Source organism: Streptomyces marincola (assembly GCF_020410765.1).
GTDB classification, from domain to species: Bacteria; Actinomycetota; Actinomycetes; order Streptomycetales; family Streptomycetaceae; genus Streptomyces; species Streptomyces marincola.
On record NZ_CP084541.1, the window covers coordinates 2,193,492 to 2,220,050 of the forward strand.

Sequence of the window (26,559 nt, forward strand, 5' to 3'; positions counted from 1 at the left end):
GGCGGAGGTGCGGAATGGCGGCGCGTGAGCGACGGATCGTCGACCCGTGGGGTGAGCGCACCCCGTACGGGCGGGGCGAACCCTGGCCGGTGCGGGTGGACACCCACCTGGCGCCCGGGGTCGCGGGGGACGCGGTGGAACGCTGGGTGCCGGCGGCCTCGTTGCTGCACTCCAACGGCGACGCGATGGACATCGCGGTGCGCGGGGGCCGCATCGTCGGGGTGCGCGGGCGGGCCCACGACCGGGTGAACCGGGGGCGCCTCGGCCCCAAGGACCTCTTCGGGTGGCAGGCGAACGCCTCCCGGGACCGGCTCACCCGCCCGCTGGTCAGGCGCGGCGGCCGGCTGGTCGAGACGGACTGGGACACGGCCATGGGCCTGGTGGCCGAACGGAGCCGCGCCCTGCTCGCCGAGCACGGCCCCTCCTCGCTCGGCTTCTACACCTCGGGCCAGCTGTTCCTTGAGGAGACGTACACCCTCGCCGTCATCGCGCGGGCCGGTCTCGGCACCAACCACATCGACGGCAACACGCGGCTGTGCACGGCGACGGCGGCCGAGGCGCTGAAGGAGACGTTCGGCTGCGACGGCCAGCCGGGCTCCTACGCCGACGTCGACCACGCGGACACGATCGCGCTGTTCGGGCACAACGCGGCCGAGACGCAGCCCGTGCTGTGGATGCGCGTCCTCGACCGGCTCGACGGCCCCGACCCGCCGCGTCTGCTGTGCGTGGACCCGCGCGCGACGCCGGTGGCCCGGCGCGCCGACGTGCACCTCGCGCCGCGCCCCGGCACCAACCTGGCGCTGATGAACGCGCTGCTGCACGAAGTGATCAGAGCCGGTCACGTGGATGAGCGCCGGGTCGCGGAGCACACGGTCGGTTTCGACGAGCTGCGCGCCGCCGTCTCGGAGTGCACGCCCGCGTGGGCGGCGGAGATCTGCGACGTCCCGGCCGAGGACATCGTCGCGGCGGCCCGGCTGCTCGGCGGCGCCCGGCGCCTGCTGAGCACCGTGCTCCAGGGCTTCTACCAGTCGCACCAGGCGACGGCGGCCTCGGTGCAGGTCAACAACCTGAACCTGCTGCTCGGCATGGTGGGCCGCCCGGGCGCCGGCATCCTCCAGATGAACGGGCAGCCCACCGCGCAGAACACCCGCGAGTGCGGCGCCAACGGCGACCTGCCCGGGTTCAGGAACTGGCAGAACCCCGACCACGTCGCGGACCTCGCCCGGGTCTGGAACGTCGACCCGGAGACCATCCCGCACTGGGCGCCGCCGACGCCCGCGCTCCAGATCTTCCGGTACGCCGAGCAGGGCTCCCTCCACATGCTGTGGATCAGCGGGACCAACCCCGCGGTCTCGCTGCCCGAGCTGGCGCGCATCCGGTCGGTGCTGTCGCAGGAACGGCTGTTCGTGGTCGTGCAGGACCTGTTCCTGACCGAGACCGCGCAGTTGGCCGATGTGGTGCTGCCCGCGGCGACGTGGGGCGAGAAGACCGGCACGTTCACCAACGCCGACCGCACCGTCCACCTGTCGGAACAGGCCGTCGCCCCGCCCGGCGAGGCGCGCTCCGACCTGGACATCCTCCTCGACTACGCGCGCCGCATGGACTTCCGCGACCGGTCCGGGGGGCCGCTGGTCTCGTGGCACGACCCGCCCTCGGCGTTCGCCGCGTGGCAGCGGTGCAGCGCCGGGCGGCCGTGCGACTACACGGGCCTGAGCTACGACCTGCTGCGCGCGCGGGGCGGCATCCAGTGGCCGTGCACGGCCCAGGCGCCGGAGGGCACGGAACGCCTGCTCACCGACGGCGTCCCGTGGGCCGCCGCCGAGGTGTGCGAGACCTACGGCCGCGACCTGATCACCGGCGCATCCGTCGATCCGAGCACCTACCGCACGCTGAACCCCGACGGCAAGGCCGTGCTGAAGGCCGCCGAGTACCTGCCGCCGCACGAGGAGCCGTCGGAGGACTTTCCGTTCCGGCTCACCACGGGCCGCACCATCTACCACTTCCACACCCGCACGAAGACCGGCCGCGTCCCCGAACTGAACGCCGCCGCGCCCGACATGTGGGTCGAACTGTGCGCGGCGGACGCCGCGGGGCTCGGCCTGGCCGCGGGCAACCTGGTCGAGGTGACCACGCCGCGCGGCAGCGCGCGCGGCGTGCTGCGGATCGGGGACATGCGGCGGGGGACGGTGTTCATGCCGTTCCACTACGGCTACTGGGACACCCCCGCGGGCCACCGGCCGCCCGAGGGCGAGCCGGGGCGCGCGGCGAACGAGACGACGGTCACGGACTGGGACCCGGTCTCCAAACAGCCGCTGTACAAGACGGCCGCCGCGCGCGTCACGCTCGTCGCGCGCGGCGAGGGAACGGAAGGGGGCACGCGATGAAGGGCGTCGCCGGCCTGCTGAACGCGCTCCACCGGGGCGAGACCGCGCTCGCCGCGCACCTGCTCGCCGTGGCCGACCGGCACCGCGCGGAACACGAGGTGCACCACGTGGCCACCGACCTCGCCCGCTGGTCGCGCCGGCACGGCGAGCTGATCGCGGACGCGGCGCCGCGCTACGGCGGCGCGACCGGGCCGGGAGGCGGGCAGGAGGCGGCCGGGCGGGGCGCGGAGGACAGCGACGACGTGCCGCCGCTGCTGCTTGACCTGCGCGCCCTCCACCTCGCGGCCTCGGGCAACGCGGTGTACTGGGAGATGCTGGGGCAGGCCGCGCGGGCGACGCGGGACGAGCGGCTGCTCGGCCTCGCGGACACGTGCCTGCCGCGCGTGCTGCGCCAGGCCGGCTGGGCGCGGACCATGCTCACGACGCAGTCGCCGCAGCTGATCGTCGCGGGCTGAGGCCGCCCGCGAGCACGCCGGGCGGCCCGGCCGGGACCCGGCCGGGCTCGGCTCCCGCGGCCGGGCTCAGCGCTTGCGGTCGGAGAGGATGACCAGACCGGTGATCACCGCGAACAGCACGATCGGGGTCACCACGAAGTAGCCGATCGTCTCCGCGACGCTCAGCCCGGTGCCCGGGTCGTCGCCGTCGTCGCGCGTGAGCGCCTGGGCCGCCGGGGATGCCATCAGCGTCAGCAGCAGCGCGCCGACCGAGACGGTCGCGGCACGCGCGCCGCGCTTGGAGTTCTTCACGTTGACCACGCCCCCACAGTAACGAACGCCCCCGCGCCGCCCGCTCACGCCCCCGCCGTGGGGTGCCGCGCGATCTCCTCCCGGACGGCCCGCACCAGCCGCGCCACGCGCGCCGACCCCGCCAGCTCCTCAAGGGTGACCGGCCGGCCGGCGCCGTCCGCGACGGGCAGCCGCCAGTTCGGGTACTCCTGCCACGTGCCCGGCAGGTTCTGCGGGCGCCGGTCGCCGACGGTGTCGGGCAGCCAGATGCCGACCATGCGGGCCGGGGTGCGGGCCAGGTAGCGGTAGGCCGCGGTGATCCGCTGCTCCTCGCCGGCCGCGCGCGGCAGCAGCCCGAGCCGCGCCAGCTCCTCCAGCCACTCGGCGCTCTCCCCGAGCGCGGCGCGCAGCGCGTCGGCCGCCTGCTCCTCCGTCAGCAGGCCGAGGCGCTGCCGCAGCCGCACGTGGTCGCCGTCGAAGCGGGCGGCGGTCGAGGGCAGGTCGTGCGTGGTGGCGGTGGCCAGGCAGCCGGCACGCCACTCGGCGGGCCGCAGCGGCGGCTTGCCGCGGCGCTCCCAGTGCCGTTCGAACCACAGCACGGACGTGCCGACCACGCCGCGCTCGGCCAGGTCCTCGCGCACCCCGGGCTCCACCGTTCCCAGGTCCTCGCCCACCAGCACCGCCCCGGCCCGGTGCGCGGCGAGCGAGAGGACGCCGAGCATGGCGTCGGCGTCGTAGGACACGTACGTGCCCCGGTCGGGCGGCGCGCCCTCGGGAATCCACCACAGCCGGAACTGGCCCATCACGTGGTCCACGCGCAGCGCGCCCGCGTGCCGCAGCAGGCCGTCGAGCAGGTCGCGGTAGGGCGCGTAGCCGCGTTCCGCGAGCGCGTCGGGCCGCCAGGGCGGCAGCCCCCAGTCCTGGCCGCGCTCGTTGAACGCGTCCGGCGGCGCGCCCGCCGACATGCCGGTGGCCAGCACGTCCTGCTGCGCCCAGGCGTCCGAGCCGTGCGGGTGGACGCCGAGCGCCAGGTCGTGCACGAGCCCGATCGGCATGCCGGCGGCCTGCGCGACGCGCTGGGCGCGGGCCAGCTGGGTGTCGGTGAGCCAGGCCAGCCAGCTGTGGAAGTCGATCCGCGCCAGGTGGTCGCCGCGGGCGCGCGCGGTCGCGGGCGAGCGCGGGTCGCGCAGCCCGGCCGGCCACGCGCGCCAGTCGGGGCCGTGCAGCTCGGCCAGCGCGCACCACGTCGCGTGGTCTTCGAGCGCCTGGCCCTGGCTCGCGAGGAACGCGCAGTAGGCGGCGTGCCGCCCGGGGCCGAGCGGCACCTGGCGGACGATCTCCAGGGCCCTGAGCTTCAGGGCCCAGACCGCGTCCCGGTCGATGGGCCGGTCCTCGCGCAGCACGGCCTGCCGCAGCGCGGCGGCCCGCGCGACGAGGCCGTCGGCCTCGCGCCTGGCCTCGGCGCCGAGGTAGGCGTACTCGGGGATGTCCTCGATCCGCAGGTGCACCGGGTCCGCGAAGCGGCGCGTGCCCGGCCGGTAGGGCGAGGGGTCGGTGGGCGCGCCGGGGGCGCCGGGAACGGCGGCGTGCAGCGGGTTCAGCTGGATGAAGCCGGCGCCCAGCGTGTGCCCGGCCCAGCTGGCGAGGTCGGCCAGGTCCACCAGGTCGCCCATGCCCCAGGAGCGGGCGGAGAGCACCGAGTACAGCTGGACGAGCAGGCCGAGCGTGCGGCCGGGCGGCCCCGGCAGGCGCGGCGGGGGAACGATCAGCGCGGCCCGTTCCGCGCGGCCGTCGGGCGTGCGCGCGTACAGCGCGTGGTGTCCTGGCGCCAGGGGCGGGCCGCCGGCCCAGTCGCGGTCGGTGCCGTCCTCGGTGACCACGCGCAGGACGGTGCCCGCCGGGACCTCGGGCGGCGCCTGGCCCGGGCGCCGCACGACGGTCGGCGGCAGCAGCCGCTCCTGGCGCGGCCTGGGCCGTTCCGCGTCCACTCCGAGCGCGGCAAGGACGGCCACGACGGTGTCCCGGGGAACGTCGACACGGCGGCCGGGGGACGGTGCGTACGAGGTCGCGACGCCGTGCGCCGCGGCGAGGCGCGACAGCCTCTCCGTGTCCATCAGGCTCCGACGTCTCTTTCGTGTGTTCTTGATCTTCGGCTTGGTGCTTGTCGTGCTCTCCGTGCCTGTCGTGCCGGTCCTGCTCGTCGTGCTGCCGGAACGTCCGCCGCGCCTCAGGCCTCGACGGACTCCGCGCCCCCGTGCCCGTTGGGCTCGGCGGTCAGGGGCGGTTCCACGGCCAGCGGCTGCTCCGCGGTGAGGGGCGTCAGGTCGCCGAGCGGCGGCTCACTGGTCAGGGGCATCTCGCGGGCCGTGGTCGGACCTGGCGCGGGGATGAGCGCGGAGATGTCCAGTTTGTCGTCGATCCGGGCTGCTGGGGCCACGGGTCACTCCGTTCACTGACGGCGGTGGGCTCGGTACTGCTCTACCCAGTGAACGCCACGACATCCGTCCCCGCGACGGGAAAGCGACCCACTTCACGCCCTCCTCGACGGAAGATCTCGCGTCCGCGTCCCCGCGAGTACCAGGAATTGCGGAATCCATGCCTCCCGGTCAGGCGGGTCTGCCCTCGATCCGCGCCAGCGCGTCGTCGGCTCCGTAGGGGCGCAGGTAGGGCATCCAGCGCGGGTCGCGGTGCCCGGTGCCGATGATGCGCCAGGCCAGCCCGGACGGCGGTCCCGGCGGGTGCCGCAGCCGCCAGCCCAGCTCGGCGACGTGCCGGTCGGCCTTGATGTGGTTGCAGCTGCGGCACGCGGCGACGACGTTCTCCCACGCGTGCTGCCCGCCCCTGCTGCGCGGCACGACGTGGTCCACGCTCGTCGCGACGCCGCCGCAGTACGCGCAGCGCCCGCCGTCGCGCGCGAACAGCGCCCTGCGGGTGAGCGGGACCGCGGTGCGGTACGGGACGCGGACGAAGCGCTTGAGCCGCACGACGCTCGGCGCGGGGATGGCGTGGGTGGCGCTGCGCATCAGGGCGCCGGAGTCCTCCAGGCACACGGCCTTGTCGTTGAGCAGGAGGATCAGTGCGCGGCGGACCGGTACGACACCAAGCGGCTCGTACGACGCGTTGAGGACCAAGACGTGTGGCACGGACGCCCTCCGTTTCCGTCGGCGGCGCGTGGCTCGCGCCGGGACGATCTCCCTCAGTGTGTCCCGCGCGGGGCCGTCGGCGCCACCACGATCGCGAAATGCGCTGATTGTGTCGTTGGCCACAGCGGCCTCCCGCGTCACGCGCGACCGCGGGCGTGTCAGGGGCACCGACTACCGTGGGACGGCCGGCGGAGCACGTCCGCCGGGGTTTCGAAGGGCAGCGCGGAGGCCGGCCGCATGGGACAGAACTGGGAAGCCTGGGTCGCCTCGGGGCTGCGGATCGCGTTGATCGCCGTCGTCGCGCTCGTCATCCGCTTCGCGGTGCGCCGGGCCATCACCCGGCTGATAACGCGGCTGAACCGCGAGGACAAGGGCCGGCGGCGCGCCGGCTCCTTCGGCGGGCTGCTCGCGACCCCGGAACGGCGCAGGCAGCGTTCGGAGACCATCGGCTCGGTGCTGCGCAGCACGGCCTCGGTCGTGGTGCTCGGCACGGCGGCGCTGATGGTGCTCTCCGAGCTGGGCGTGCAGCTCGGCCCGCTGATGGCGAGCGCGGGCATCGCGGGCGTGGCGATCGGCTTCGGGGCGCGCAGCGTGGTCGCGGACGTGCTGGCAGGGATGTTCATGCTGCTTGAGGACCAGTACGGCGTGGGCGACACCATCGACGTCGGCGAGGCCACGGGGACGGTGCTGGAGATCGGGCTGCGCGTGACGACGCTGCGCGGCGAGAACGGCGCGACCTGGTACGTGCGCAACGGCGAGATCGCCCGGGTCGGCAACCTCAGCCAGGGCTGGGCGACGGCCGAGGTCGAGGTGACGGTGCCCGCGGACGCCGGTCTCGATCGCGTGCGGGAGGTCATCGCGGAGACGGGCGCGGAGCTGGCCGCCTCGGCGCCCTGGGACGAACTGCTGTGGGGCGAGGGCGTGGAGGTGCTCGGCCTTGAGTCGGTCACCGCGGAGGAGATGGTCGTGAAGGTGGCCGCCCGCACCCAGCCCGGGGCCGCGGAGCGGGTGGCCAGGGAGCTGCGCTGGCGCGTCAAGCGGGCGCTGGACGAGGCGGGGGTCGCGGGCTCAGGCAGCACGGGCGGCACGGGCGGCACGGTGCCGGGTCAGGCCGAGGGCTGAGCCGGGACGACGGGCGCGGCCCGGCGCGTTGTCCGTGGCGTGCGTCACCATATGGCGTATGACCGCCACCTCACCGCCTCCTCTCACCATCCGCCCCTACGAGCCGGGGGACCTCGACGCGCTGCGGGACATCTGCGTGCGGACGGGCCTCTACGGCCAGGACGCCACCCCGCACTACCGGGACCCCGCGGTGCTGCCCGCGCTGTTCGCCGAGCCGTACGCCGCGTTCGACCCCGGTCTGGTGTTCGTCGCGGACAACGGGCAGCGCGCCATCGGGTACGTGGTGGGGACGGCGGACAGCGCCGCGTTCTTCGCCGCGTTCCGCGAGCGGTGGCTGCCGCGGTTCGCCGAGCGCTTCCCCGAGCCGAGCGGGCCGCTTGAGGGCCCGGAGGAGCAGGTCAGGTACCTGCTGCACCACGCGGAGGACATGCTCGACGCCGAGGTCGCCGCCGAGTATCCCGCGCACCTGCACATAGACCTGCTGCCCGAGGGGCAGCGGCGGGGTCTCGGCCGGCGTCTGCTCGCCACCCTGTTCGACGCCCTGCGCGAGCGCGGCGTGCCCGGCGTCCACCTGGGGATGAGCCCGCTCAACGACGGCGCGCGCCGCTTCTACGAGCGCGTCGGCATGACGCGGCTGCCGCAGCGCGGCGACGGGTCCGTCATCCACTTCGCGCAGCGGCTGTGAGCCGGGCGCGGGCGGCGGTGCGGGGGCCGCGGGCGCGGTGAGCCGGGCGCGCGGGCCGTGCGGCGGCCACGGCGGGGAACCGCGCGGCGGCCCGGCGCGTGTTCCCCACCGCGGCGCCGCGCCCGGGCGGCAGCCGCGGCGCGGCGTACATCGCGAAACCGACAAGATCCAGGCAAAGGCTGTGTGGCGACCGGACACCAGCGGCATACTGCTGGCCGTGGCCCGTGCCGACATGTGAGGGGGAGGGCCCGGAACGTGACTCACCCGCCGAGCGCACCGCCCGCCCCGCCGCAGCCGCCGGCGCGGGCACCGGTGCCGCTCGCGGCCCCGGCGCCGCCGCTACCCGAGCCGCCGCGCCGCGCCGCCTGGGCCGAGGCCGCCGCGCGGCTGCGGGCGGCGGCGCGGACCGAGCCGGGGCGGCTGCGCATCATCGGTTCGGTCGTCGCGGGCCTGCTGCTGCTGTTCGGTGTGCTGGCGTTCTACGAGGCCGGGGCGCGGGCCGGCGCGGCGGACACCGTGCGGGACCGCAGCCAGCCGCTGAGCGCGGACGCCGCGGAGATCTACCGTTCGCTCGCCGACGCCAACACCACGGCGGCCGTGGGGTTCCTGGCCGGCGCGGACGAGGACCCGGCGGTGCGCGAGCGGTACGAGCGCCGCATCGACAACGCGGCGCGCCTGGTGGCCTCGGCCGCCGCCCACGGGTCGCCGGACGCGACCGAGTACGTCCGCGTGCTCAGCGAGGGTCTTCCCGAGTACACCGGCCTGGTGGAGACCGCCCGCGCCAACGACCGGCAGGGCCTGCCGCTCGGCGGCGCCTACCTGCGCCACGCCGACCAGTTGATGCAGGAGACGCTGCTGCGGGCGGCGAGCGACCTGTACGCCGAGGAGACCGAGCGCTTCCGGCGCGACCTGGCCGAGGCCAGGGACTGGCCGTGGCTCGCGACGGCCGCCGGCGTGGCCGCGCTCGCCGCGCTCGGCTGGGCGCAGCGCCGCCACTTCCTGCGCACGAACCGGGTGTTCAGCCCGGGCCTCGTCGCGGCCACGGCCGCGGCGGCGGTGCTGTTCGGGTGGCTGGCCGGGGCGCACACCCTCGCGCGGGGAGCGCTCGCGGACGCCGATCGCGACGCGGCCCGTTCGCTCAGCGTGCTCAACGACGCCTGGATCGCGGCCCTCCAGGCGCGGGGCGACGAGAGCATGACGCTGGTGATGCGGGGCGCGGCCAGCACGTTCCACGACAGCTACGAGCGGCACATGAGCCGGCTGGCCGAGGGCGAGGACAGCGCGCTCACCGCCGCCCTCGACCTGGCCGACGACGCGGCGGGCCGCGCGCCCGTGGAGGCCGCGGCCGACGCGGTCGCCGAGTGGTCCGAGCGCCACGCCGAGGCCAGGGAGCACGAGGTGGCGGGCCGTTACGAGGCGGCGCTCGCCGGGGTGATCGGGCCGCGCGGCTCCACGGCCCTGAGCTTCGACCGGGTCGACGCGGCGCTCCACGAGGCGGTGGAGCACGAGCAGCGGCAGTTCACGCGCGCGGCGGACGAGGGGCACGGCGCGCTCGGCGGCCTGCCGGCCGGCGCGCTCGCGCTCGCGCTGCTCGGCGGCCTCGGCGCGCTGGCCGGCGTCGGCCGCCGGCTGTCGGAGTACCGGTGAGGACGTCGAAGTCCCGGTGAGGACGCGGAGGGAGCGGGCGGTGCCGGATCGGGAGGAACGAGCGGGCCCAGGGATGCGGACAGGACCGGCCGCCGCCGGGCGCGCGGGTGCGCCAGGGGGCGCCCGGCGGCCGTGGCGCGCCCGGCGCGGGCCGGCGCTGCTGCTCGCCGGCGCGCTGCTCGCCCTGGCGGGCGCCGCCGCCGCGGTCGCCCCCGCCGGCGGGCGCGCGCAGGACGCGCCCGCGGCGGCCGGTGCGCCCGGCGGCGGCGCGGGCACGCCCGCCGCCGACGGCACCGCGGACACGATCGGCCCGGTCGCGGAGCGCGAGCGCTGCGCGGGCGGGCGCGACCCGGCCGAGAGCTACCGCGCCGAACGCGTGGCGGGCGACGCCGTGCGGCGCATCCGCGAGCGCGGCGAGGGCGGCCAACTGATCGTCGGCATCGACCAGAACAGCTACCTGTGGGGCTACAGGTCGCCGGAGACGGGCGATATCGTCGGGTTCGACCTCGACCTGGTGCGGGCCATCGCCGAGGACCTGCTGGGCACGGACGCGCCGGACGCGGTGACGTACCTGGCGATCCCGACCGACCAGCGGGAGGACGCGATCCGCGACGGGCAGGTCGACATGGTCGTGCGCGCCATGTCCATCACGTGCGACCGCTGGGAGCAGGTGGCGTTCTCCACGGCCTACTTCGACACCGGGCAGCAGCTGCTCGTGCCGCGCAACTCGCCGGTCACCGGCTACGACGCCTCCCTGACGGGGGCGCGGGTGTGCTCCGCGGCCGGTTCCACGGCCGCCGGCCTGCTCGAACGCGAGGACTTCGGCGCCGAGCTGGTCCCGGCGCCCAACCACCTCGACTGCCTGGTGCTCGTGCAGCTCGGCGAGGCCGACGCGCTCATGACCGACAGCGCCCTGGCCGCCGGGCACGTCGCCCAGGACCCGTCGATGCGTCTGGTCGGCGAACCGCTGACCCAGGAGTCCTACGGCGTGGCGATGAACCTGGCCGACGTCGACCTGGTCCGCTGGGTCAACGCCGTGCTTGAGGACTACCGCGAGGGCGGCGCCGACAGCCGCTGGGCGCAGTCGGCCGACCGCTGGCTCCAGGGCTACCTGTACCCCGAGGACGCGCCGCCGCCCGCGCCGCCGCGGCCCAGGTACCTGGACTGATCGTGACCGGGCCGCCAGCGGGGAAGGATTCGGGCCGGGAACCCCACAGGTCAAACCCAACCCATCCGGCCCACCAGGGCCCACAGAGGGGAGAGCGATGGCCCCGGATTACGGCGGGAACGTGCTGAGCCGCGAGGAGGTGGACCGCGCGCTCGCCCGGCGCGGCGCCGAGCACGAGGCGATCGAGTCCTCCCTGTTCGCGCTCCAGGACCACGCGGGCCGCAGACTGCTCGAAGGGGCCGAGCTGACCGGCGTCACCCGGGAGCGGTGGGAGCGCGCCGAGGAGACGGTGACCCGGCTGTGGTCCTGGTTCGACACCTGCACCGAGGCGCTGACCGCCGCGCGGGAGCTGCGCGGGCGGCGCCGCAACCCGGGCCGGGAGGAGCTGCTGCGCCTGAGCGTGCTGCTCGACGGGGCGGACCTGACGATCGCGGGCGGCGACCGGCTGGCCGAGCAGGTGAGCTGGGACGAGCTGGTCGAGCGCATGAACGCCGGGTACGCGCAGGTGCTCGACCTGGTGGTCGCGGCGGACGCGGTGTGGTCGGCGCTGCCCGCCCGGATAGACCTGCTGGCGGCCGAGCTGCACCGGCTGCGGGAGCTGGCGCACTCCGCCGGCGTGCGCCCCGGCGGCCACCCGGCGGGCGACGACCTGCACCGGGTCACGGGCGAACTGCGCGACCTGCGGGCCGAGGTGATCGCGGACCCGCTGGCGTTCTGGGTGCCGGACGGCGGCGCGAGCGCCCCGGGGGGCGGGCGGCCCGACACCGAACGCTACGACCGGGCCGCGCGCGCCATCGACGAGATCAGGCGCGAGGTGGACGCGGTGATCGGGGTCAGGAAGGACGCCGAGGAGCGGCTGATGCGGCTGCGCGACGTCCTCTCGCGCGCCGACCGCACGCTCGCGGAGGCCCGCACCGCGCGCACGGAGGTCCTGGCGAAGATCGCGGCCTCGGAGGTGCCGGCGGTCAGCGGCCCCTCGGGCCTGCTGCACCAGCAGCTCGCCGCGGCGGCCGAGTTCCGCAGGCGCGCCCAGTGGCACCGGCTCTCGCCGCTGCTCGACGCGCTGGAGCGGCGGGCGGACGAGGAGCTGGAACGGGCCCGCGCCTCGCTCACGGCCGTCACCGAGCCGCTGGCGGTCCGCGCGGAGCTGCGCGGGCGGCTCGACGCCTACAAGGCGAAGGCGGCGCGCCTGGGCAAGGCGGAGGAGCCGCTGCTCGTGGAGCGCTACGACGCGGCCCGCCGGCTGCTGTGGACCGCGCCCTGCGACCTGCGCGCGGCGGAACGCGCCGTACTGCGCTACCAGCGGGCCACCGCAGAGGCGCTGGTTCCCGACGCGGAGCCGGCGGACCCGCGGGGGATCGCGTGAGCGGGCCGGGCCCCGAGGGGCGCGCCTGCCAGCGCCCGGGCTGCCAGGGCCGGTACGAGGAGGTGGGCGGCGGCCGGCTGTACTGCGACACGTGCGGTCTTGCGCCCGTGGTCTCGGCCCGGGGCATGATCGGCGGCGTTCCCACGGGCGTGACGGGCAGCGCGCGGCCCGGCCGGGGCGACTCGTCCGGTTCGGGAACGGGCGGCACGGGAACGGGCGGCACGGCCGCGGCCTCGGACGGCGCGACCCGTTCGAGCGGGAGCGGGAGCGGTGGCACGGCGTCCTCGTCGCGGTCCCGGTACTCGCACAGGTCCCTGTCCGGCCGGCTCACGCGCTCGGGTTCGACCGCGCTCGCCGGCCGTTCGATCTCGGTGCGCAGTTCGCGGCCCAGCACGGCGACCTCAGGGCGGGCCAGGCTGGGGGCCGGGCTGGTGACGATGCCGCAGGTGCCCAGGCCCGACCCGCTGTCCGCCGTGCTTGAGGACCCCGAGGTGCCCGAGCGCAAGCGGTTCTGCGGCAACAGCGAATGCGGCGCGCCGGTGGGCCGCGCCCGGGGCGAACGGCCGGGGCGCACCGAGGGGTTCTGCACCAAGTGCGGGCACCCGTACTCGTTCCTGCCCAAGCTCCAGCCCGGCGATCTCGTCGGAGGCCAGTACGAGATCGCCGGGTGCCTGGCGCACGGCGGCCTCGGCTGGATCTACCTGGCGATAGACCGGGCCGTGTCCGACCGCTGGGTGGTGCTCAAGGGCCTGCTCGACACGGGGGACGAGGACGCGATGGCCGCGGCGATCTCGGAACGGCGCTTCCTCGCCGAGATCGAGCACGCCAGCATCGTCCGCATCTACAACTTCGTCGAGCACCTCGACCCGCGCACCGGCTCCATGGACGGCTACATCGTCATGGAGTACGTGGGCGGCAAGTCGCTCAAGGAGATCGCCAACTCCCGCCGCACGGCCGGGGGCAGGCGCGACCCGCTGCCCGTCGCGCAGGCGTGCGCCTACGGCATCGAGGCGCTGGACGCGCTCGGCTACCTGCACAGCCGCAACCTGCTGTACTGCGACTTCAAGGTGGACAACGCCATCCAGCAGGACGACCAGCTCAAGCTGATCGACATGGGGGCCGTGCGCCGCATGGACGACCACGAGTCGGCGATCTACGGAACGGTGGGCTACCAGGCGCCGGAGGTCGCCGAGATCGGCCCCTCGGTCGCGTCCGACCTGTACACGGTGGCCAGGACCCTGGCGGTGCTCACGTTCGACTTCCAGGGCTACACCACCGTGTTCGCGGACAGCCTGCCGGAGCCGGAGCACATCGAGGTGTTCCGCGAGTACGAGTCGTTCTACCGGCTCCTGGTGCGGGCCACCGATCCGGACCCGCGCGCGCGGTTCGCCTCGGCGCAGGAGATGGCGGAACAGCTGACCGGGGTGCTGCGGGAGGTCGTCGCGCTGCGGACCGGGCAGGCGAGGCCCGCGCTCTCGTCGCTGTTCGGCCCGGAACTGCGGGTGGTCGGGACCGAGCTGCTGCCGCGCCCGGACGGTTCGGTCTCGCGGCTCGGGGTGCGCGCGCGGGGCCGGCGGGCCGCGGGGCGCGCGGCCGTGCCCGGGCAGCGCACGGCGGCGGCCGGGCCCGGGGCACCGGAAACCCCGGGGGTGCCGGGGGCGCCGCCGACCGCGCCGCCCGACCCGCGGCAGGTGGTGCTGGCGCTGCCGCAGCCGCGCGTCGACCCGGGCGATCCGAACGCCGGTTTCCTCGCCGGCCTCGTGGCGGCGACTCCCGCCGACCTGGTGGCGGCCCTGCGCTCGGCGCCGGCCGAGTCCGTCGAGCTGCGCGTGCGAGAGCTGCGCGCCTGGCTCGAACTGGGCGGGGAGGACGCGGACCTGGCCGTGCGGCAGACGCTCGCGGCGCTGGCCGCGCGGCAGGCGAACGACTGGCGGGTGGTCTGGTACGGCGGGCTCGTCGCGCTGGCCACGCGCGACCTGGAGACGGCGGCGCTGGCGTTCGACGCGATGTACGACGCGTTCCCCGGCGAGGTGGCGCCCAAGCTCGCGCTCGCGGTGTGCGCCGAGGCGCTCGGCCAGCTCGACAACGCGGCCGACTACTACGAGCTGGTGTGGAAGGCCGATCCGAGCCACGTGAGCGCGGCGTTCGGCCTCGCGCGGGTCCGGCTCGCCGCGGGCGACCGGCGGGCCGCGGTGGCCGCGCTCGAATCCGTCCCCGAGACCTCGGCGCACTGCACCGCGGCGCGGGTCGCCGCGGTGCGGGCGCGGCTGCGGCGGCGGGAGCCGTCCGAGGACCTGCTGCCCGATCTGCTCGCGGCCGGCGACCAGGTCGCGGGTTTGCGTGCCGCGGGGCTGGAACCATGGCTCGGTGAACAACTGTCCTGTGAAGTGCTGGGTTCCGCGCTCGACTGGGTGCTCGCCACACCGCAGGGGCAGTCACGACCGCGAATCGACCCGGACAGGCGAGTCCTGGGTGTCCCCCTGGAGGAGACCGGTATCAGACTTGGTCTCGAACGCTCCTACCGGCGACTCGCCCGGCTGGCGCAAACCAGCACTGAAAGAACCGAACTGGTGGAAGCGGCCAACCGCTTCCGCCCCAGGACATGGGTGTGACGATGCCGCAGCTCGACCAACTCTCCGCCTGCCCCGGCTGCGGTGAGCCGCTGGAGGACGACGACCGCTTCTGCGGGGTCTGCGGCACCGACCTGCGTGCGGCTTCCGCCCGGGGGCCCGCCGCGCCGGGCGCCCCCGGCGGCACGGCCGCGCCCGAGCCGCCGGCCGAAGCCGAAGCCGAAGCCGAAGCCGAGGCCGAGGCCGACTTCACGCTGCCGCCGCCGCTGCGCCAGGCGCCACCGCCGCCGCCCGCGCCCCCGGCACCTCCGGGGCCGCCCCCCGCGGCGCCCCCCGCGCCCTCCTCGGCTCCCCCGCCGCCCGCGTCCCGCGCGCCCGGCCCGGTGGCCGCCGACCCCAGGGCCGTGCCCCCGCCGCCGGCCGGCGCCGCCGCCGACCCGAGGGCGCCGCTGGGCGCCGACCCCAGGGCCGAGGCCGCCCACCGGCCGGCGCGGGAGGAGCCGCCGCCGGTCCCGTGCGCCGTGTGCGCCACCGGCTGGGTGGACGCGGAGGGCTACTGCGTCGAGTGCGGCCGGGCGCAGCCGGGGGAACGCGACCACGTCGAACGCGCGCTCGGCGGCGTGGCCGCCGTCAGCGACCTGGGGCTGCGGCACCACCGCAACGAGGACGCGTTCACCGTGTCGGCCACCGCCCTGCCCGACGGCTCGCCCGCCGTCATCGCGGTCGTCTGCGACGGCGTCTCCTCCTCAAGCCGCCCGGACGAGGCGTCCGCGGCGGCGGCCGAGGCGGCCCAGGAGTACCTGCTCGACCGGCTGCCGCGCGGCGCCGACGGGAAGCAGGCCATGCGCGAGGCGCTGCTCGCCGCCGCCGAGGCGGTGAACGCGCTCGCGGCGGACGGCAACGCGCCAGAGCCCGGCCGCAACGCCCCGGCCTGCACCATCGTCGGGGCCGTCACCACCGGCGGCACGCTCGTCATCGGCTGGGTCGGCGACAGCCGCGCCTACTGGGTGCCCGAGGACGAGGGCGCCGCGCCCGCGCGGCTGACCCAGGACGACTCGTGGGCGGCGCAGATGGTGGCCGCCGGGCTGCTCGACGAGGCCGAGGCGATGGCCGACCACCGGGCACACGCCATCACCGCCTGGCTCGGCGCGGACGCCCACGAAGTCGACCCGCACACCCGCGCGTTCGAGCCGGACCGGCCCGGCGTCGTCATCGTGTGCACCGACGGCCTGTGGAACTACGCGGAAACCGCCGAGCAGATGGCCCGCGTCGTTCCCGGCAAGGCGCGTTCCGCACCCCTGCCGAGCGCGCAGCACCTGGTCCGCCACGCCCTCGACTCCGGTGGGCACGACAACGTGACCGTCGCGGTCATCCCGTTCCCCGCCGAGCACGACCGGGCCGCGACGGCGTGACGCGGGGTCCCGCCCGCCGCGCGCGGCGGGCGGGGCGGGCGGCCGGGACACCGAAGAACCGAACAGCCGAGGAGCCGAGGCCATGGCCGACTTCGTCAAGTCCCGTACGCCGCGGTTCGGCGTCGACGTGTACCAGAACGCCTACCTGCCGGCGGGCGCGCGCGAGGTGCACGCGATCGTGACGGTCACCGCGACCGGCAGCGGCGGCCGGCCGGTGCCGGGGGGCGAGCCCGCCGACGGCCCGGAGGCGGCCGTGGTGATCATGGTGGACTGCTCCGGTTCGATGGAGTACCCGCAGGAGAAGATGCGCGGCGCGCGGCAGGCCACCGCGGCGGCGATCGACGCCCTGCGGGACGGCGTGGCGTTCGCGGTGGTCGCGGGCACCCACAGGGCCGCCGAGGTGTACCCGGGCGGCGGGCGGCTCGCCGTCGCGTCGCAGGCCGCCAAGGCCGCGGCGCGCGAGGCGCTGCGCGGCCTGAGGGCGTCGGGCGGCACCGCGATCGGGACGTGGCTGCGGCTCGCGGGGGAGCTGCTGGCGACCACGCCGGCCGGGATCAGGCACGGCATCCTGCTGACGGACGGGCGCAACGAGCACGAGACCCCCGAGGAGCTGCGGGCGGCGCTCGACGCCCAGGCGGGCCGGTTCACGTGCGACGCGCGGGGGGTCGGCACCGACTGGGACGTGGCCGAGGTCACCTCGATCGCGTCGGCGCTGCTCGGCAGCGCGGACATCGTCGCGGAACCCGGGGGCCTGGCGGCCGACTTCACAATGCTGATGGAGTCGGCGATGGGCAAGGGCATCGGCGATGTGGGGCTGCGGCTGTGGACTCCGCAGGGAGCGTCCGTCCGGTTCGTCAAGCAGGTCGCGCCAACCGTGGAAGATCTCACTGCGCGGCGCTCGGACTCCCCGCCGCGTTCGGGGGACTACCCGACCGGTTCGTGGGGCGACGAGTCCCGCGACTACCACGTCTGCGTCGAGGTGCCGGCGGCGGCCGTGGGCCACGAGATGCTCGCGGCGCGGGTCGCGCTGATCGTGCCCGACCCGGAGGACCCGGCCGGAACGCCCGCGCAGGTACTGGGAAACGGCCTGGTCAGAGCCGTGTGGACGGATGACATCGAGGCCGCGACCGCCGTCAGCCCGCAGGTCGCCCACTACACGGGGCAGGCGGAACTGGCCCGCGCGATCAAGGACGGTCTCGCACTGCGCAGGCGCGGCGACGAGACGGGCGCGACGGCCAGGCTCGGCCGCGCGGTGGCGCTCGCGCACGGTTCCGGGAACGAGGAGACGGCGAAACTGCTCGCGAAGGTGGTGGACGTGGAGGACGCCGTGGCAGGTACTGTTCGACTGAAAGCAACAGTCGCCGAGGCCGACGAGATGACCCTGGAGACGCGGTCGACCAAGACGGTCCGGGTGAAGAAGCCGGACCGGGACGAGAGACACACGTGACGTGAGGGGGAGGCAGTAACGTGCCGACTTGCCCGAACGGCCACCAGTCGGGGGCCGAGGACTGGTGCGAGGTGTGCGGCCACCGCATGCCCGATCCCGCCGCGTCGCCCCCTCCCCCGCCGCCGTTCCCCGGCCAGTCCCGGGGGCCGCAGGGCGGACCCCCGCAGCCGCCGCCCTACCCGGGACAGGACGGACCCCCCACACCCCCGCCCTACCCGGGACAGGACACCGGGCACGGCACCCACCAACCACCCCCGTACCCGGGACAGGACACAGGACCCGGCGCCCGGCCGCCGTTCCCAGGCCAGGACAGCGGGCGCGGGCCCGGCCCGCAGCAGCCGCCGCCGTTCCCCGGCCAGTCGCAGGGGCCGCAGGGCGGACCCCCGCAGCCGCCGCCCTACCCGGGACAGGACGGACCCCCCACACCCCCGCCCTACCCGGGACAGGACACCGGGCACGGCACCCACCAACCACCCCCGTACCCAGGCCAGGACACAGGACCCGGCGCCCGGCCGCCGTTCCCAGGCCAGGAGAGCAGCAGCCCGCCCGGCTTCCCCGGCGGTCCCGCCACCGCGCCCATCCCGCAGGCCGACGTGTGCCCCGCGTGCCGGACGCCGCGCGAGGCCCAGGCGCCGTTCTGCGAGAACTGCCGGTACAACTTCCTGACGAACTCGCCGACCACCTACATACCGCCCACTCCCCCGGCGCCGCCCGGGCCGCCGCAGCCCGTTCCGGGGCAGCGGCAGCCCGACTACGGGCAGCAGCCGCCCGCGGGCCCGCCGGCGAGCGGCGACTGGATGCTGCCGCCGCCCGCCCAGCCGGCGCCCGGCCCCGGCGCGCCCCCGTACCCGGGGGCGCCGGGCGGGCAGCAGCCGGCCGGCTGGCTGGTGGGCATCGGCCCCGACCCCGACTACTTCGCGGCCATGATGCGGCGTTCCGGGCCCGAGGCGGCGCAGCTCACGCTGCCCGCGTACGCGCCGGAGCAGCGGCTGCCGCTGAACGGGCCGCAGGTCACGATCGGCCGCCGCCGCCAGTCCACCGGCGAGGCACCCGACATCGACCTGTCGCACCCGCCGGAGGACCCGGGCGTCTCGCACCAGCACGCGATCCTGGTGCAGCAGCAGGACGGCGCCTGGGCCGTGGTGGACCAGGACTCGACGAACGGCACCACGGTGAACGGGGCCGAGGACCCGATCCGGCCGTTCGTGCCCGTCCCCCTCCAGGAGGGCGACCGCATCCACATCGGCGCCTGGACCACGCTGACCCTCTACCGCGGCTGAGTCCGCGGCCGGGTCCGTCGAACGGCCGGGCCGCGGAACGGTCTGGGTCGCGGAACGATCGAGCCGCGGAACGATCGGGTCCGGATCGTGACCGGTCCCGGTCCGGAACGTTTCGGAACCGGACACTACTATCGGCCAAGTGATCGACAACACGGCCGCGATAGCCGTCGAGGGCCTGCGCAAGCGCTACGGGGACGTGCAGGCCGTCGACGGGGTGTCGTTCGAGGTCGCCAGGGGCGAGTTCTACGGCATCCTCGGGCCGAACGGCGCGGGCAAGACCACCACGCTCGAACTCGTCGAGGGGCTGCGCGAACCCGACGAGGGCAGCGCTCGCCTCCTGGGCGAGCCCGCCTGGCCGCGCCGCAAGGACCTGCTGCGCCGCATCGGCGTGCAGCTCCAGGCGTCGGCGTTCTTCGAGAAGCTGACCGCCAGGGAGCAGATCCGCACCTTCGCCGCCCTCTACGACGTGCCGCGCGAACGGGCCGACGCCATGCTGGAGTCGGTCGGGCTCACCGACAAGCGCGATGTCCGCGACGACATGCTGTCCGGCGGCCAGGCGCAGCGTCTTTCGATCGCGTGCGCGCTGGTCCACGATCCCGAGCTGGTCTTCCTCGACGAGCCGACCACCGGCCTCGACCCGCAGGCCAGGCGCAACCTGTGGGACCTGCTGCGCGGCCTCAACTCGGCAGGCCGCACCGTGGTGCTGACGACGCATTACATGGACGAGGCCGAGCTGCTGTGCGACCGGGTCGCGATCATGGACGCCGGCCGCATCCTGCGGGTCGGGCCGCCGGCCGACCTCATCCGCGAACTCGGCGTGGACACCCTGGAGGACGTCTTCCTCCAGCTGACCGGTCGGGAGTACCGCGAGTGAACGCGTTCCGCAGCCTGTCGTGGGCGATGACCGTGGGACTGGTGCGGGACCGCACCGCCGTGTTCTTCATGCTGGTCTTCCCGCTGATGTTCCTGGCGCTGTTCGGCGCGCTGTTCCAGAACGACTCGGCGCCCCGGTCGACCATCGTGCAGGTGGGCGACGTGGAGGTGCTGGACGAGATGCCGGACGAGCGGTTCGCGACGCTGTCCGACGCGCTGACCGTCGAACGCGCCGCCGACCGAGACGAGGCGCTGGAACGCGTGCGCGACGGCGAGGTCGACGCCGTCGTGTGGGAGGCGGAAGGACGCGTCGAACTGCGGTTCTCGGCGGCCGACCCGGCCCGCGCCGGCACCGTGCAGGGCCTGATGCAGTCCGTCGTGCAGGGCGCCAACCTCGACGCCACCGGGCAGCCGCCCGCCTTCGAACTCGCCCTGGGCCAGGTCGAGGACGAGTCGGTCAAGCCGATCCAGTACCTCACGCCCGGGCTCCTCGGCTGGGCCGTCGCCATGGGCGCGTCGTTCATGTCCGCGTTCACGCTCGTCCAGTGGCGCCGCAGGCGCATCCTGCGCCGGCTGTGGCTCGCGCCCGTCGGCGCGGGCACGGTGATCAGCGCGCGCATCGGCGTCAGCCTGGCGTTCGCCTTCGCGCAGGTGGCGATCTTCCTGGCCGTGGCCACCATCCCGTTCTACGGACTCGAACTGACCGGCTCATGGTGGCTGGTGCTGCCGCTGGTCGCGTGCGGCACGCTCGCGTTCATGTCGATCGGGCTGCTCATCGGCGCCTGGGCCAAGACCGACGAGGCGGCGAACGGCGCGCTGCAAGTGGTCATCCTGCCGATGGCGTTCCTCTCCGGCTCGTTCTTCCCGACCGACGACATGCCGGGCTGGCTCGGCGCGGTCGCCGACTTCCTGCCCCTCGCGCACCTCAACTCGGCCATCTCCGACGTGCTCTCGCGCGGCGGCGGCTGGGGCGAGGCGCTGCCCACGATGGGCGGGCTGCTGCTGTTCACCGCGGTGGTCACCGCCATCGCGGCGCGCCTGTTCCGCTGGGACAGCGCGTAGGGCCGGGCCGCTGGCCCGGCCGACGGCCGCGGCGTCCGGGCCCGCGCCTCAGCCGAACGCCGCCAGGAAGCGCTCGCGCAGGCCCTCCAGACGCGCCTCCGGCTCGTTCGCGAACACCAGGCGCAGGTGGCCCGCGCCGCTCGGCCCCCAGCCGGTCATGGGCGTCGCGGCGACCCTGCCGCGCTCGAACAGCCGTCGCGAGGCGGCCTCGGGGGTGAGGCCCATGGCTTCGGTGTCGACGAGCAGGGACCACCCCCCGTGCGGGCGGACGCAGGGGTAGTCGGCCAGTTCGCGCAGCACGAGGGCGGCGCGCCGCTGCCAGACGCCGGTCGCCGCGGCGACGTCGGCCTCGGCGTCCGGGGCCGTCAGCGCGGCGGCCACCGCCTCCTGGGCGATGCCGACCTGGCAGACCACGTTCGTCAGCCCCACCAGGCCGACGTCGCCCATGACGCGCGCGGGGCCCACGACCCAGCCGACCCGCCAGCCGATCATGCGCAGTTCCTTGCTCGCCGAGCCCACGGTGATGGTGCGCCCGGCGAGCCCCGGGTGCGCGGCCGGCGGTTCCGGGCGCCGGCCGTCGAAGCGTATGCGCTCCATCGCGGCGTCGTGGACCACCCAGCAGTCCCGTCCGGCCACGGCCCCGGCCAGCGCGTCCCAGTGGCGGCGGTCGAGGACGGCTCCCGTGGGCATCGCGGGCGACATCACGAGAACGGCCGCGGTGTCCGGGCCGACGGCGGCGGCGAGCGCGTCCGGGTCGGTCTCCCAGCCGTCCCGCGTGCGGGTGGACGGCACGTGGCGCGGTATGCCGCCGGCGAGCCGCACGCGGTTGACCAGTCCGGCGTAGACCGGGTCGGCGAGCACGACCTCGCGGCCCGGCTCGACGAGGGCGAGCAGGACGTTGAGCACGCCGTTGAGGCCGCCGGCGACGCCCACGCACTCCGTGTCCGGGTCGTACGACACGCCGGTGAGCGCGCCGACGTGGGCGGCGGCGGCCTCGCGCAGCGCGCGCTGCCCGCGGAAGGGCAGGTAGCTGTTGGCCGCGTCCTCGTCCACCGCGCGGCGCGTGGCCTCCAACGCGACGCGCGGCGGCCTCAGATCCGTGTCCAGGTTCTCCAGCCGCAGCAGGTCGGGGTCCTGTGCGGCATCCGCCGCGTCGCCCATCTCGTCCACGCCGATACCGGGAATGTGGCGCAACCGCGAGACGGCCATGGGGCCTCCGTTCCTCGTGCCGAACGTTCCGTAAACGGAACGCTAGGCAGCGGGCGACGTACAGTCAAGGCATGGCCAACGATCGTGCGCTGCCGAGGGAAACCACGGACCTGGCCCGCCACGTGGGCCGACGCCTGCGGGAGCTCCGCGAGGAGCAGGGCCTCTCCCTGTCCGAACTCGCCCGGCGGGCGGGGCTCGGCAAGGCCACGCTCTCCGAACTGGAGGGCGGGCGGCGCAATCCCACGCTCGACACCCTGTACGCCCTGACCACCGCGCTGCGCACGCACCTGACCGCCGTGCTCGCGCCCGCCGTCGAACACGCCGAGATCTCCGGCGGCGCGGTACGCGCGGTGCTGCTCGAACGGTACCGGGACGAGCGGGCGACCACGGAGGCGTTCCGCATACGCCTCCGCGCGGGCACGGCCTCGGAGTCGTCGGCCCACCTGCCCGGCACCACGGAACGCCTCGTCGTCCTCGGCGGCACCGCCCGCGTGGGCACCTCGGCCGCGCCCTCCCTCGTGGGTCCTGGCGAGGAGACGGCCTGGGCCGCCGACGTCCCGCACGTGTACGGGGCCCCGGACGAGGATGTGGACGCCCTGCTGTTCGTCCGCTACCCGCACCACGGCGGCTCCGGCGGGGCCTCCGCCCGCTGACCTGGCCGCGCCCTCCGGGCGGGGGCGTGCGGGTGCCGTCACTGTCCGCCGCTGGCTGTACCGTACCGGCTGCACCACACGACGTTCGGCAACACTGAGGAACCACATGAGAATTGCGAAATCGACGGTCGCGCGCCGGGCCGGCGGCATATGCGTGCTCGCCGCGGCGGCGGCACTCACGATGACGGCCTGCTCGGACGACTCCGGGGACTCGGCGGACGACTCCCAGGACACCGGCGAGTCGCAGCAGTCCGACGCGACGGAGGAATCCGGCGGGTCGGAGCAGTCGGACGCGCCCGCCGACGAGGCGGGCGGCGCGCCCGAGGGCGAGGGCGGCGGCGGGGCCACGGCCGACGAGGCGGTGGCGACGTGGATCGCCGCGATCATCGAGAACGAGCCCGTGGACGCCTGCCTCGTCATGGGAACGCCGGGCGCCGACGGCACGCCCACGGCCAACACCGCCGAGCTGTGCGCCGAGGGCGGCGCGGGGAGCGGGGAGGGGGTGGCCGCGTTCCGCGAGGCGTTCAGCCCCGAGGGCACGGGCGCGCCGCCCGTCGTCGAGGTCGCGGGGGACGCGGCGGCGAGCGGGACGGCGACGTTCGACGGGGAGCAGATCACCGTGGACGGCCAGACGCTCCAGGACATCGTCGTGTCCAACTCCACCGGTATCGAGGCCGGGCAGATCGGCCTTGAGGTCGAGTCCACCGAGATCGACGGCGCCTGGTACGTGACGGACATCAACCTGTCGTTCGGCTGAGGCAGGCGCCCGGTGGGTGCGGTGCGGGCCGGCCGCACCGCACCCACCGGGCGGCCGTTCACTCCGCGGGCGTGCCCACCCGCAGGCGGTTCCCGTCGGGATCGCGCAGTTCGGTCTCCCGCGCCCACGGCGCGTCCTCGACCGGCACCCCGAACGCCTCCGCGATGGCGTCCACGTCACGCACCCGCAGGTAGACCAGAGTGCCGGGAACGGCGTCGCCCTCGTGCTCCGAGAGGAACAGCCGCACTCGGCCCCTGGCGATCTCGACGAACAGGGGAAATCCGGGCTCGAACCGGTGCTCCCACCGCGGCGTGAAGCCGAGCCGGCGGTACCAGGCGACCGCACGCGCGGCGTCCTCGACCCGCAGAATCGGGATGACGTCCTCGTCCACGCGCGCCATCATCCCAGAGCGCCAGGCGGACCCGCCGCGGCGGCGGCAAGGCGGCGGGGCGTTCTCACAGGGCCAGGTGCATGATGTGCAGCCCGACGTAGCCGTGTTCCGGGTGCCTGAAGCCCTCGGGCACGGTGCCGAGCACCTCGAAGCCGAGCGCGCGGTAGAGCCGCACGGCGTGCACGTTCGTCTCCACCACCGCGTTGAACTGCATCGCGCGGTAGCCGGCCGTGCGCGCCCACGCGATCGACTCCTCGCACAGCGCGCGTCCCACGCCCCGGCCGGCGTGCGCCGGGTCGACCATGTAACTGGCGTTGGCGATGTGCGCGGCGTTGCCCATGTGGTTGGGGTTCATCCTGGCCGACCCCAGGACCGTGCCCGCGTCGTCCACCGCGACGACCGTGCGGCCGGGTTCCGGCAGGAGCCACAGCTCGCGCGCCCGGTCCTCGTCGAGGTCCGCCGGGTAGGTGAAGGTGTCGCCCGCCGCGACGATCGCGCGGAGGAACGGCCAGATGGCGGGCCAGTCCTCAGCGGTGGCCTGTCTGATCATCATGCGGACAGGATGCCGCACATCCACAGAAAACGGCCAGAACTTTTCCCGCGTCCCCCCGGCCCCTCGCTCCGCTGTTCCGCCCCGCTGCCTCAGCCCGGCGTGTTCACCATGGAGGCCGCGGCGTACACCAGGTAGTCCCACAACTGCCGCTCGTGCTCGGGCGCGAGCCCCAGCTCGTCCACGGCGTCCCGCATGTGGGCGAGCCACGCGTCGTGCGCCGCCCGGTCGACCGGGTACGGCGCGTGGCGCATCCGCAGCCGCGGGTGGCCGCGGTTGTCGCTGTAGGTGCGCGGGCCGCCCCAGTACTGCATGAGGAACAGGACCAGCCGCTCCTCCGCCGGGCCCAGATCCTCCTCCGGGTACATCGGCCGCAGCACGGGGTCCTGCGCGACGCCCTCGTAGAAGCGGCGGACGAGCCTGCGGAAGGTCTCCTCGCCCCCGACCTGCTCATAGAACGACAGTTCCTCGGTCACCCCTCCATGGTCGCAGACGGCCCGCGAACGCTCGCGGGGCGGGCGCACCCCGCCCGATCCCACGCCCGCGCACGCCCCGGCCACCGCCGTTCGCCGCCGTGCGCGCCCCCGCCGGGCGGGGGCGTCACCCGCAGGACACCGGAAGGTCGGTCCCAGGTCTCGCTCCCGTAGCCCGGGAGTCGTACGGTGCGGGACATGCCGTCCCGCAGGAAAGGCGCCCGCCGGCGGGCGTCCGCACCGTCCTGGACGGCCGTCGTCTGCACCGCTGCCTGGGCCCTCCTGTGCACCGCGCCGTCCGCCGGCGCCGCCGGCCCGGCGCAGCCCCCCGCCCCGCCGGACCCCGCGCTGTCCACGCCCTTCGCGCACCACGAGGAGGGCTACGCCTGCTTCCGGATACCGGCCCTGGTCACCACGCCCCGCGGCACGCTGCTCGCGTTCGCCGAGGGCCGCGTCACCGATTGCAGCGACATCGGCGACATCGACCTGGTGATGAAGCGTTCCGTCGACGGCGGGCACACCTGGAGCGACCTCACCGTCCTGCGCGGCCGGGGCACCTCGGGCGGCTTCGGCAACCCCGTGCCCGTGGTGGACGAGGTCACCGGCCGCATCTCCCTGGTGTTCGCCCACAACGGCTGGGCCCCCAAGGACGACGGCGGCCGGTCCAGGGGCGGCCGGAGCCTGCACTCCATGTACAGCGAGGACGACGGCGCGACGTGGACCGCGGGCGGCGTGCTCGGCCCGCTGAAGCCCGCCCACTGGACCTGGGTGTCCGTGGGGCCCGGGCACGGCGTCCAGTTGCGCCGCGGGCCGCACGCCGGGCGGCTGATCGTGCCGGGCGACCACGACACCGAGGACGGCCGGTCGGGCGCGCAGCTCTACTACAGCGACGACGGCGGGCTGACCTGGCGGCTCGGCGCGGTCTGGGACACCGCGGGCGACCCCCACCCGGGCGAACTCACCGTCGTCGAGCTGGTGTCCGGCGCCCTGTACGTCAACGCCCGCCCCTCGACGCCCGGCCCCGGGCAGTACCGGCTGGCCGCGCGGAGCAGCGACGGCGGCGAGACGTTCGACCGGCCCGCGTTCACGCCCGTGCCCGGCCTGGCCGCGCCGCCCGTCTCCGCCTCGCTGCTGCGCCTGCGCGCCACCGACGACGGCGACCCGCGCAACCGGCTGCTGCTGTCCGCGCCCGCCAAGCCCGTGCCCGACGTGGCCAGCCGCCGCCGCGCCATGACGATCCGCACCTCCTACGACGAGGGGCTGTCCTGGCAGGTGACGGCCAAGACGATCAACTCCGCGCGGGCCGGCTACTCGGACCTGGCCGAGCTGCTGACCGGCGAGATCGGGCTGCTCTACGAGACGGGCAGGGACAGCCCGCACGGCACGATCCGGTTCACCGCGTTCACCGCGGCCTCGCTCGACGGCGGCATCGCGCACCTGGAGATCTGCCGGGTGCCCGACCCCGCGGGCGGGCTGTCGTGGGTGGCGAGCGACCGCGGGCCGCGCGCGGTCGAGGCCGCCGCCGTCGTCAACCGGCGCACGCCCTCGACGCCGCCGCGCTGGTTCCCGGCCAGGCGGCCGTTCCGCTGACGAAGCAAGCGCCCGGCCGCTGAACGGTCCCCGGCGCAACGCCCCGCGCGGC

24 protein-coding genes are annotated in these 26,559 nt (G+C 75.6%); 16 read left to right on the forward strand and 8 right to left on the reverse strand.

Annotation, left to right across the window (positions count from 1 at the left end; genetic code table 11):
- Positions 1-14: 14 nt before the first annotated feature.
- Together LC193_RS09150 and LC193_RS09155 are read left to right on the forward strand one after the other, a co-directional pair.
- Entirely contained in the window at positions 15-2,384 is a 2,370-nt protein-coding gene (locus tag LC193_RS09150; RefSeq protein WP_226073194.1) for a molybdopterin oxidoreductase family protein, read from the forward strand.
- The gene (locus LC193_RS09155; RefSeq protein WP_226073196.1) at positions 2,381-2,839 is read left to right on the forward strand and encodes a hypothetical protein; all 459 of its coding nucleotides are present in this window, start codon (positions 2,381-2,383) and stop codon (positions 2,837-2,839) included. The genes LC193_RS09150 and LC193_RS09155 overlap by 4 nt, the downstream gene beginning before the upstream one ends.
- Positions 2,840-2,905: 66 nt before the next feature.
- Here the strand turns inward: LC193_RS09155 and LC193_RS09160 are convergent, their stop codons facing one another.
- The 4 genes from LC193_RS09160 to LC193_RS09175 form a co-directional block, all read right to left on the reverse strand.
- Entirely contained in the window at positions 2,906-3,139 is a 234-nt protein-coding gene (locus LC193_RS09160) for a hypothetical protein (protein ID WP_404819379.1), read from the reverse strand.
- A gap of 35 nt (positions 3,140-3,174) precedes the next feature.
- Positions 3,175-5,223 carry a 4-alpha-glucanotransferase gene (gene malQ, locus LC193_RS09165; RefSeq protein WP_226073198.1) on the reverse strand — a complete coding sequence of 683 codons (2,049 nt, stop codon included), beginning with the start codon at positions 5,221-5,223 and terminating at the stop codon, positions 3,175-3,177.
- 113 nt (positions 5,224-5,336) lie between these two features.
- On the reverse strand, positions 5,337-5,546 hold the full coding sequence (locus LC193_RS09170) for a hypothetical protein (protein ID WP_226073200.1): 210 nt from the start codon (positions 5,544-5,546) through the stop codon (positions 5,337-5,339).
- A 169-nt stretch (positions 5,547-5,715) separates the two neighbouring features.
- Positions 5,716-6,252, reverse strand: coding sequence for an HNH endonuclease (locus LC193_RS09175; RefSeq protein WP_086160487.1), 537 nt, complete (start codon positions 6,250-6,252; stop codon positions 5,716-5,718).
- A gap of 237 nt (positions 6,253-6,489) precedes the next feature.
- Here LC193_RS09175 and LC193_RS09180 point away from each other — a divergent pair, with 237 nt between their 5' ends.
- The 11 genes from LC193_RS09180 (at position 6,490) to LC193_RS09230 (ending at position 20,884) form a co-directional block, all read left to right on the forward strand.
- Positions 6,490-7,374, forward strand: a complete 885-nt coding sequence (locus LC193_RS09180) for a mechanosensitive ion channel family protein (RefSeq protein WP_404819380.1) — start codon at positions 6,490-6,492, stop codon at positions 7,372-7,374.
- Between the two features lie 58 nt (positions 7,375-7,432).
- Positions 7,433-8,059, forward strand: coding sequence for a GNAT family N-acetyltransferase (locus LC193_RS09185; protein ID WP_226073202.1), 627 nt, complete (start codon positions 7,433-7,435; stop codon positions 8,057-8,059).
- Between the two features lie 255 nt (positions 8,060-8,314).
- Positions 8,315-9,706 carry a hypothetical protein gene (locus tag LC193_RS09190; RefSeq protein WP_226073204.1) on the forward strand — a complete coding sequence of 464 codons (1,392 nt, stop codon included), beginning with the start codon at positions 8,315-8,317 and terminating at the stop codon, positions 9,704-9,706.
- A 73-nt stretch (positions 9,707-9,779) separates the two neighbouring features.
- Positions 9,780-10,874: a glutamate ABC transporter substrate-binding protein gene (locus tag LC193_RS09195; protein WP_226073206.1), complete on the forward strand. Its 1,095-nt coding sequence runs from the start codon at positions 9,780-9,782 to the stop codon at positions 10,872-10,874.
- A 97-nt stretch (positions 10,875-10,971) separates the two neighbouring features.
- Entirely contained in the window at positions 10,972-12,240 is a 1,269-nt protein-coding gene (locus LC193_RS09200; RefSeq protein WP_226073207.1) for a coiled-coil domain-containing protein, read from the forward strand.
- Positions 12,237-14,852, forward strand: a complete 2,616-nt coding sequence (locus LC193_RS09205; RefSeq protein WP_226073209.1) for a serine/threonine-protein kinase — start codon at positions 12,237-12,239, stop codon at positions 14,850-14,852. Before LC193_RS09200 ends, LC193_RS09205 begins: the two co-directional genes overlap by 4 nt.
- Before the next feature lie 2 nt (positions 14,853-14,854).
- Positions 14,855-16,222, forward strand: a complete 1,368-nt coding sequence (locus tag LC193_RS09210; RefSeq protein WP_226078526.1) for a PP2C family serine/threonine-protein phosphatase — start codon at positions 14,855-14,857, stop codon at positions 16,220-16,222.
- Positions 16,223-16,304: 82 nt separating this feature from the next.
- Positions 16,305-17,669: a vWA domain-containing protein gene (locus LC193_RS09215; RefSeq protein WP_226073211.1), complete on the forward strand. Its 1,365-nt coding sequence runs from the start codon at positions 16,305-16,307 to the stop codon at positions 17,667-17,669.
- A 20-nt stretch (positions 17,670-17,689) separates the two neighbouring features.
- Positions 17,690-18,949, forward strand: a complete 1,260-nt coding sequence (locus LC193_RS09220) for an FHA domain-containing protein (RefSeq protein ID WP_226073213.1) — start codon at positions 17,690-17,692, stop codon at positions 18,947-18,949.
- Between the two features lie 139 nt (positions 18,950-19,088).
- The gene (locus LC193_RS09225) at positions 19,089-19,823 is read left to right on the forward strand and encodes an ABC transporter ATP-binding protein (RefSeq protein ID WP_226073215.1); all 735 of its coding nucleotides are present in this window, start codon (positions 19,089-19,091) and stop codon (positions 19,821-19,823) included.
- Entirely contained in the window at positions 19,820-20,884 is a 1,065-nt protein-coding gene (locus LC193_RS09230; protein WP_226073217.1) for an ABC transporter permease, read from the forward strand. The genes LC193_RS09225 and LC193_RS09230 overlap by 4 nt, the downstream gene beginning before the upstream one ends.
- A 48-nt stretch (positions 20,885-20,932) precedes the next feature.
- Here the strand turns inward: LC193_RS09230 and LC193_RS09235 are convergent, their stop codons facing one another.
- Complete coding sequence (locus LC193_RS09235) at positions 20,933-22,093, reverse strand: pyridoxal phosphate-dependent aminotransferase (protein ID WP_226073219.1); 1,161 nt, start codon at positions 22,091-22,093, stop codon at positions 20,933-20,935.
- A 71-nt stretch (positions 22,094-22,164) separates the two neighbouring features.
- Between LC193_RS09235 and LC193_RS09240 the strand changes: the two genes are divergently transcribed.
- Entirely contained in the window at positions 22,165-22,746 is a 582-nt protein-coding gene (locus LC193_RS09240) for a helix-turn-helix domain-containing protein (protein WP_226073220.1), read from the forward strand.
- A gap of 106 nt (positions 22,747-22,852) precedes the next feature.
- A complete protein-coding gene (locus tag LC193_RS09245; protein ID WP_226073222.1) occupies positions 22,853-23,503 on the forward strand; it encodes a hypothetical protein in 651 nt (216 codons plus the stop codon).
- Positions 23,504-23,561: 58 nt separating this feature from the next.
- On the opposite strand, the gene LC193_RS09250 is transcribed toward LC193_RS09245, so the two are convergent.
- The 3 genes from LC193_RS09250 to LC193_RS09260 all read right to left on the reverse strand — a co-directional run bounded on the left by LC193_RS09250 (position 23,562) and on the right by LC193_RS09260 (position 24,920).
- Entirely contained in the window at positions 23,562-23,894 is a 333-nt protein-coding gene (locus LC193_RS09250) for a glyoxalase superfamily protein (protein WP_226073224.1), read from the reverse strand.
- 64 nt (positions 23,895-23,958) lie between these two features.
- A complete protein-coding gene (locus LC193_RS09255) occupies positions 23,959-24,447 on the reverse strand; it encodes a GNAT family N-acetyltransferase (protein WP_226073227.1) in 489 nt (162 codons plus the stop codon).
- Between the two features lie 89 nt (positions 24,448-24,536).
- Entirely contained in the window at positions 24,537-24,920 is a 384-nt protein-coding gene (locus tag LC193_RS09260) for a globin (RefSeq protein WP_226073229.1), read from the reverse strand.
- Positions 24,921-25,115: 195 nt separating this feature from the next.
- On the opposite strand from LC193_RS09260, the gene LC193_RS09265 reads away from it, so the two are divergent.
- A complete protein-coding gene (locus LC193_RS09265) occupies positions 25,116-26,507 on the forward strand; it encodes a sialidase family protein (RefSeq protein ID WP_226073231.1) in 1,392 nt (463 codons plus the stop codon).
- The last annotated feature ends 52 nt before the right edge of the window (positions 26,508-26,559 follow it).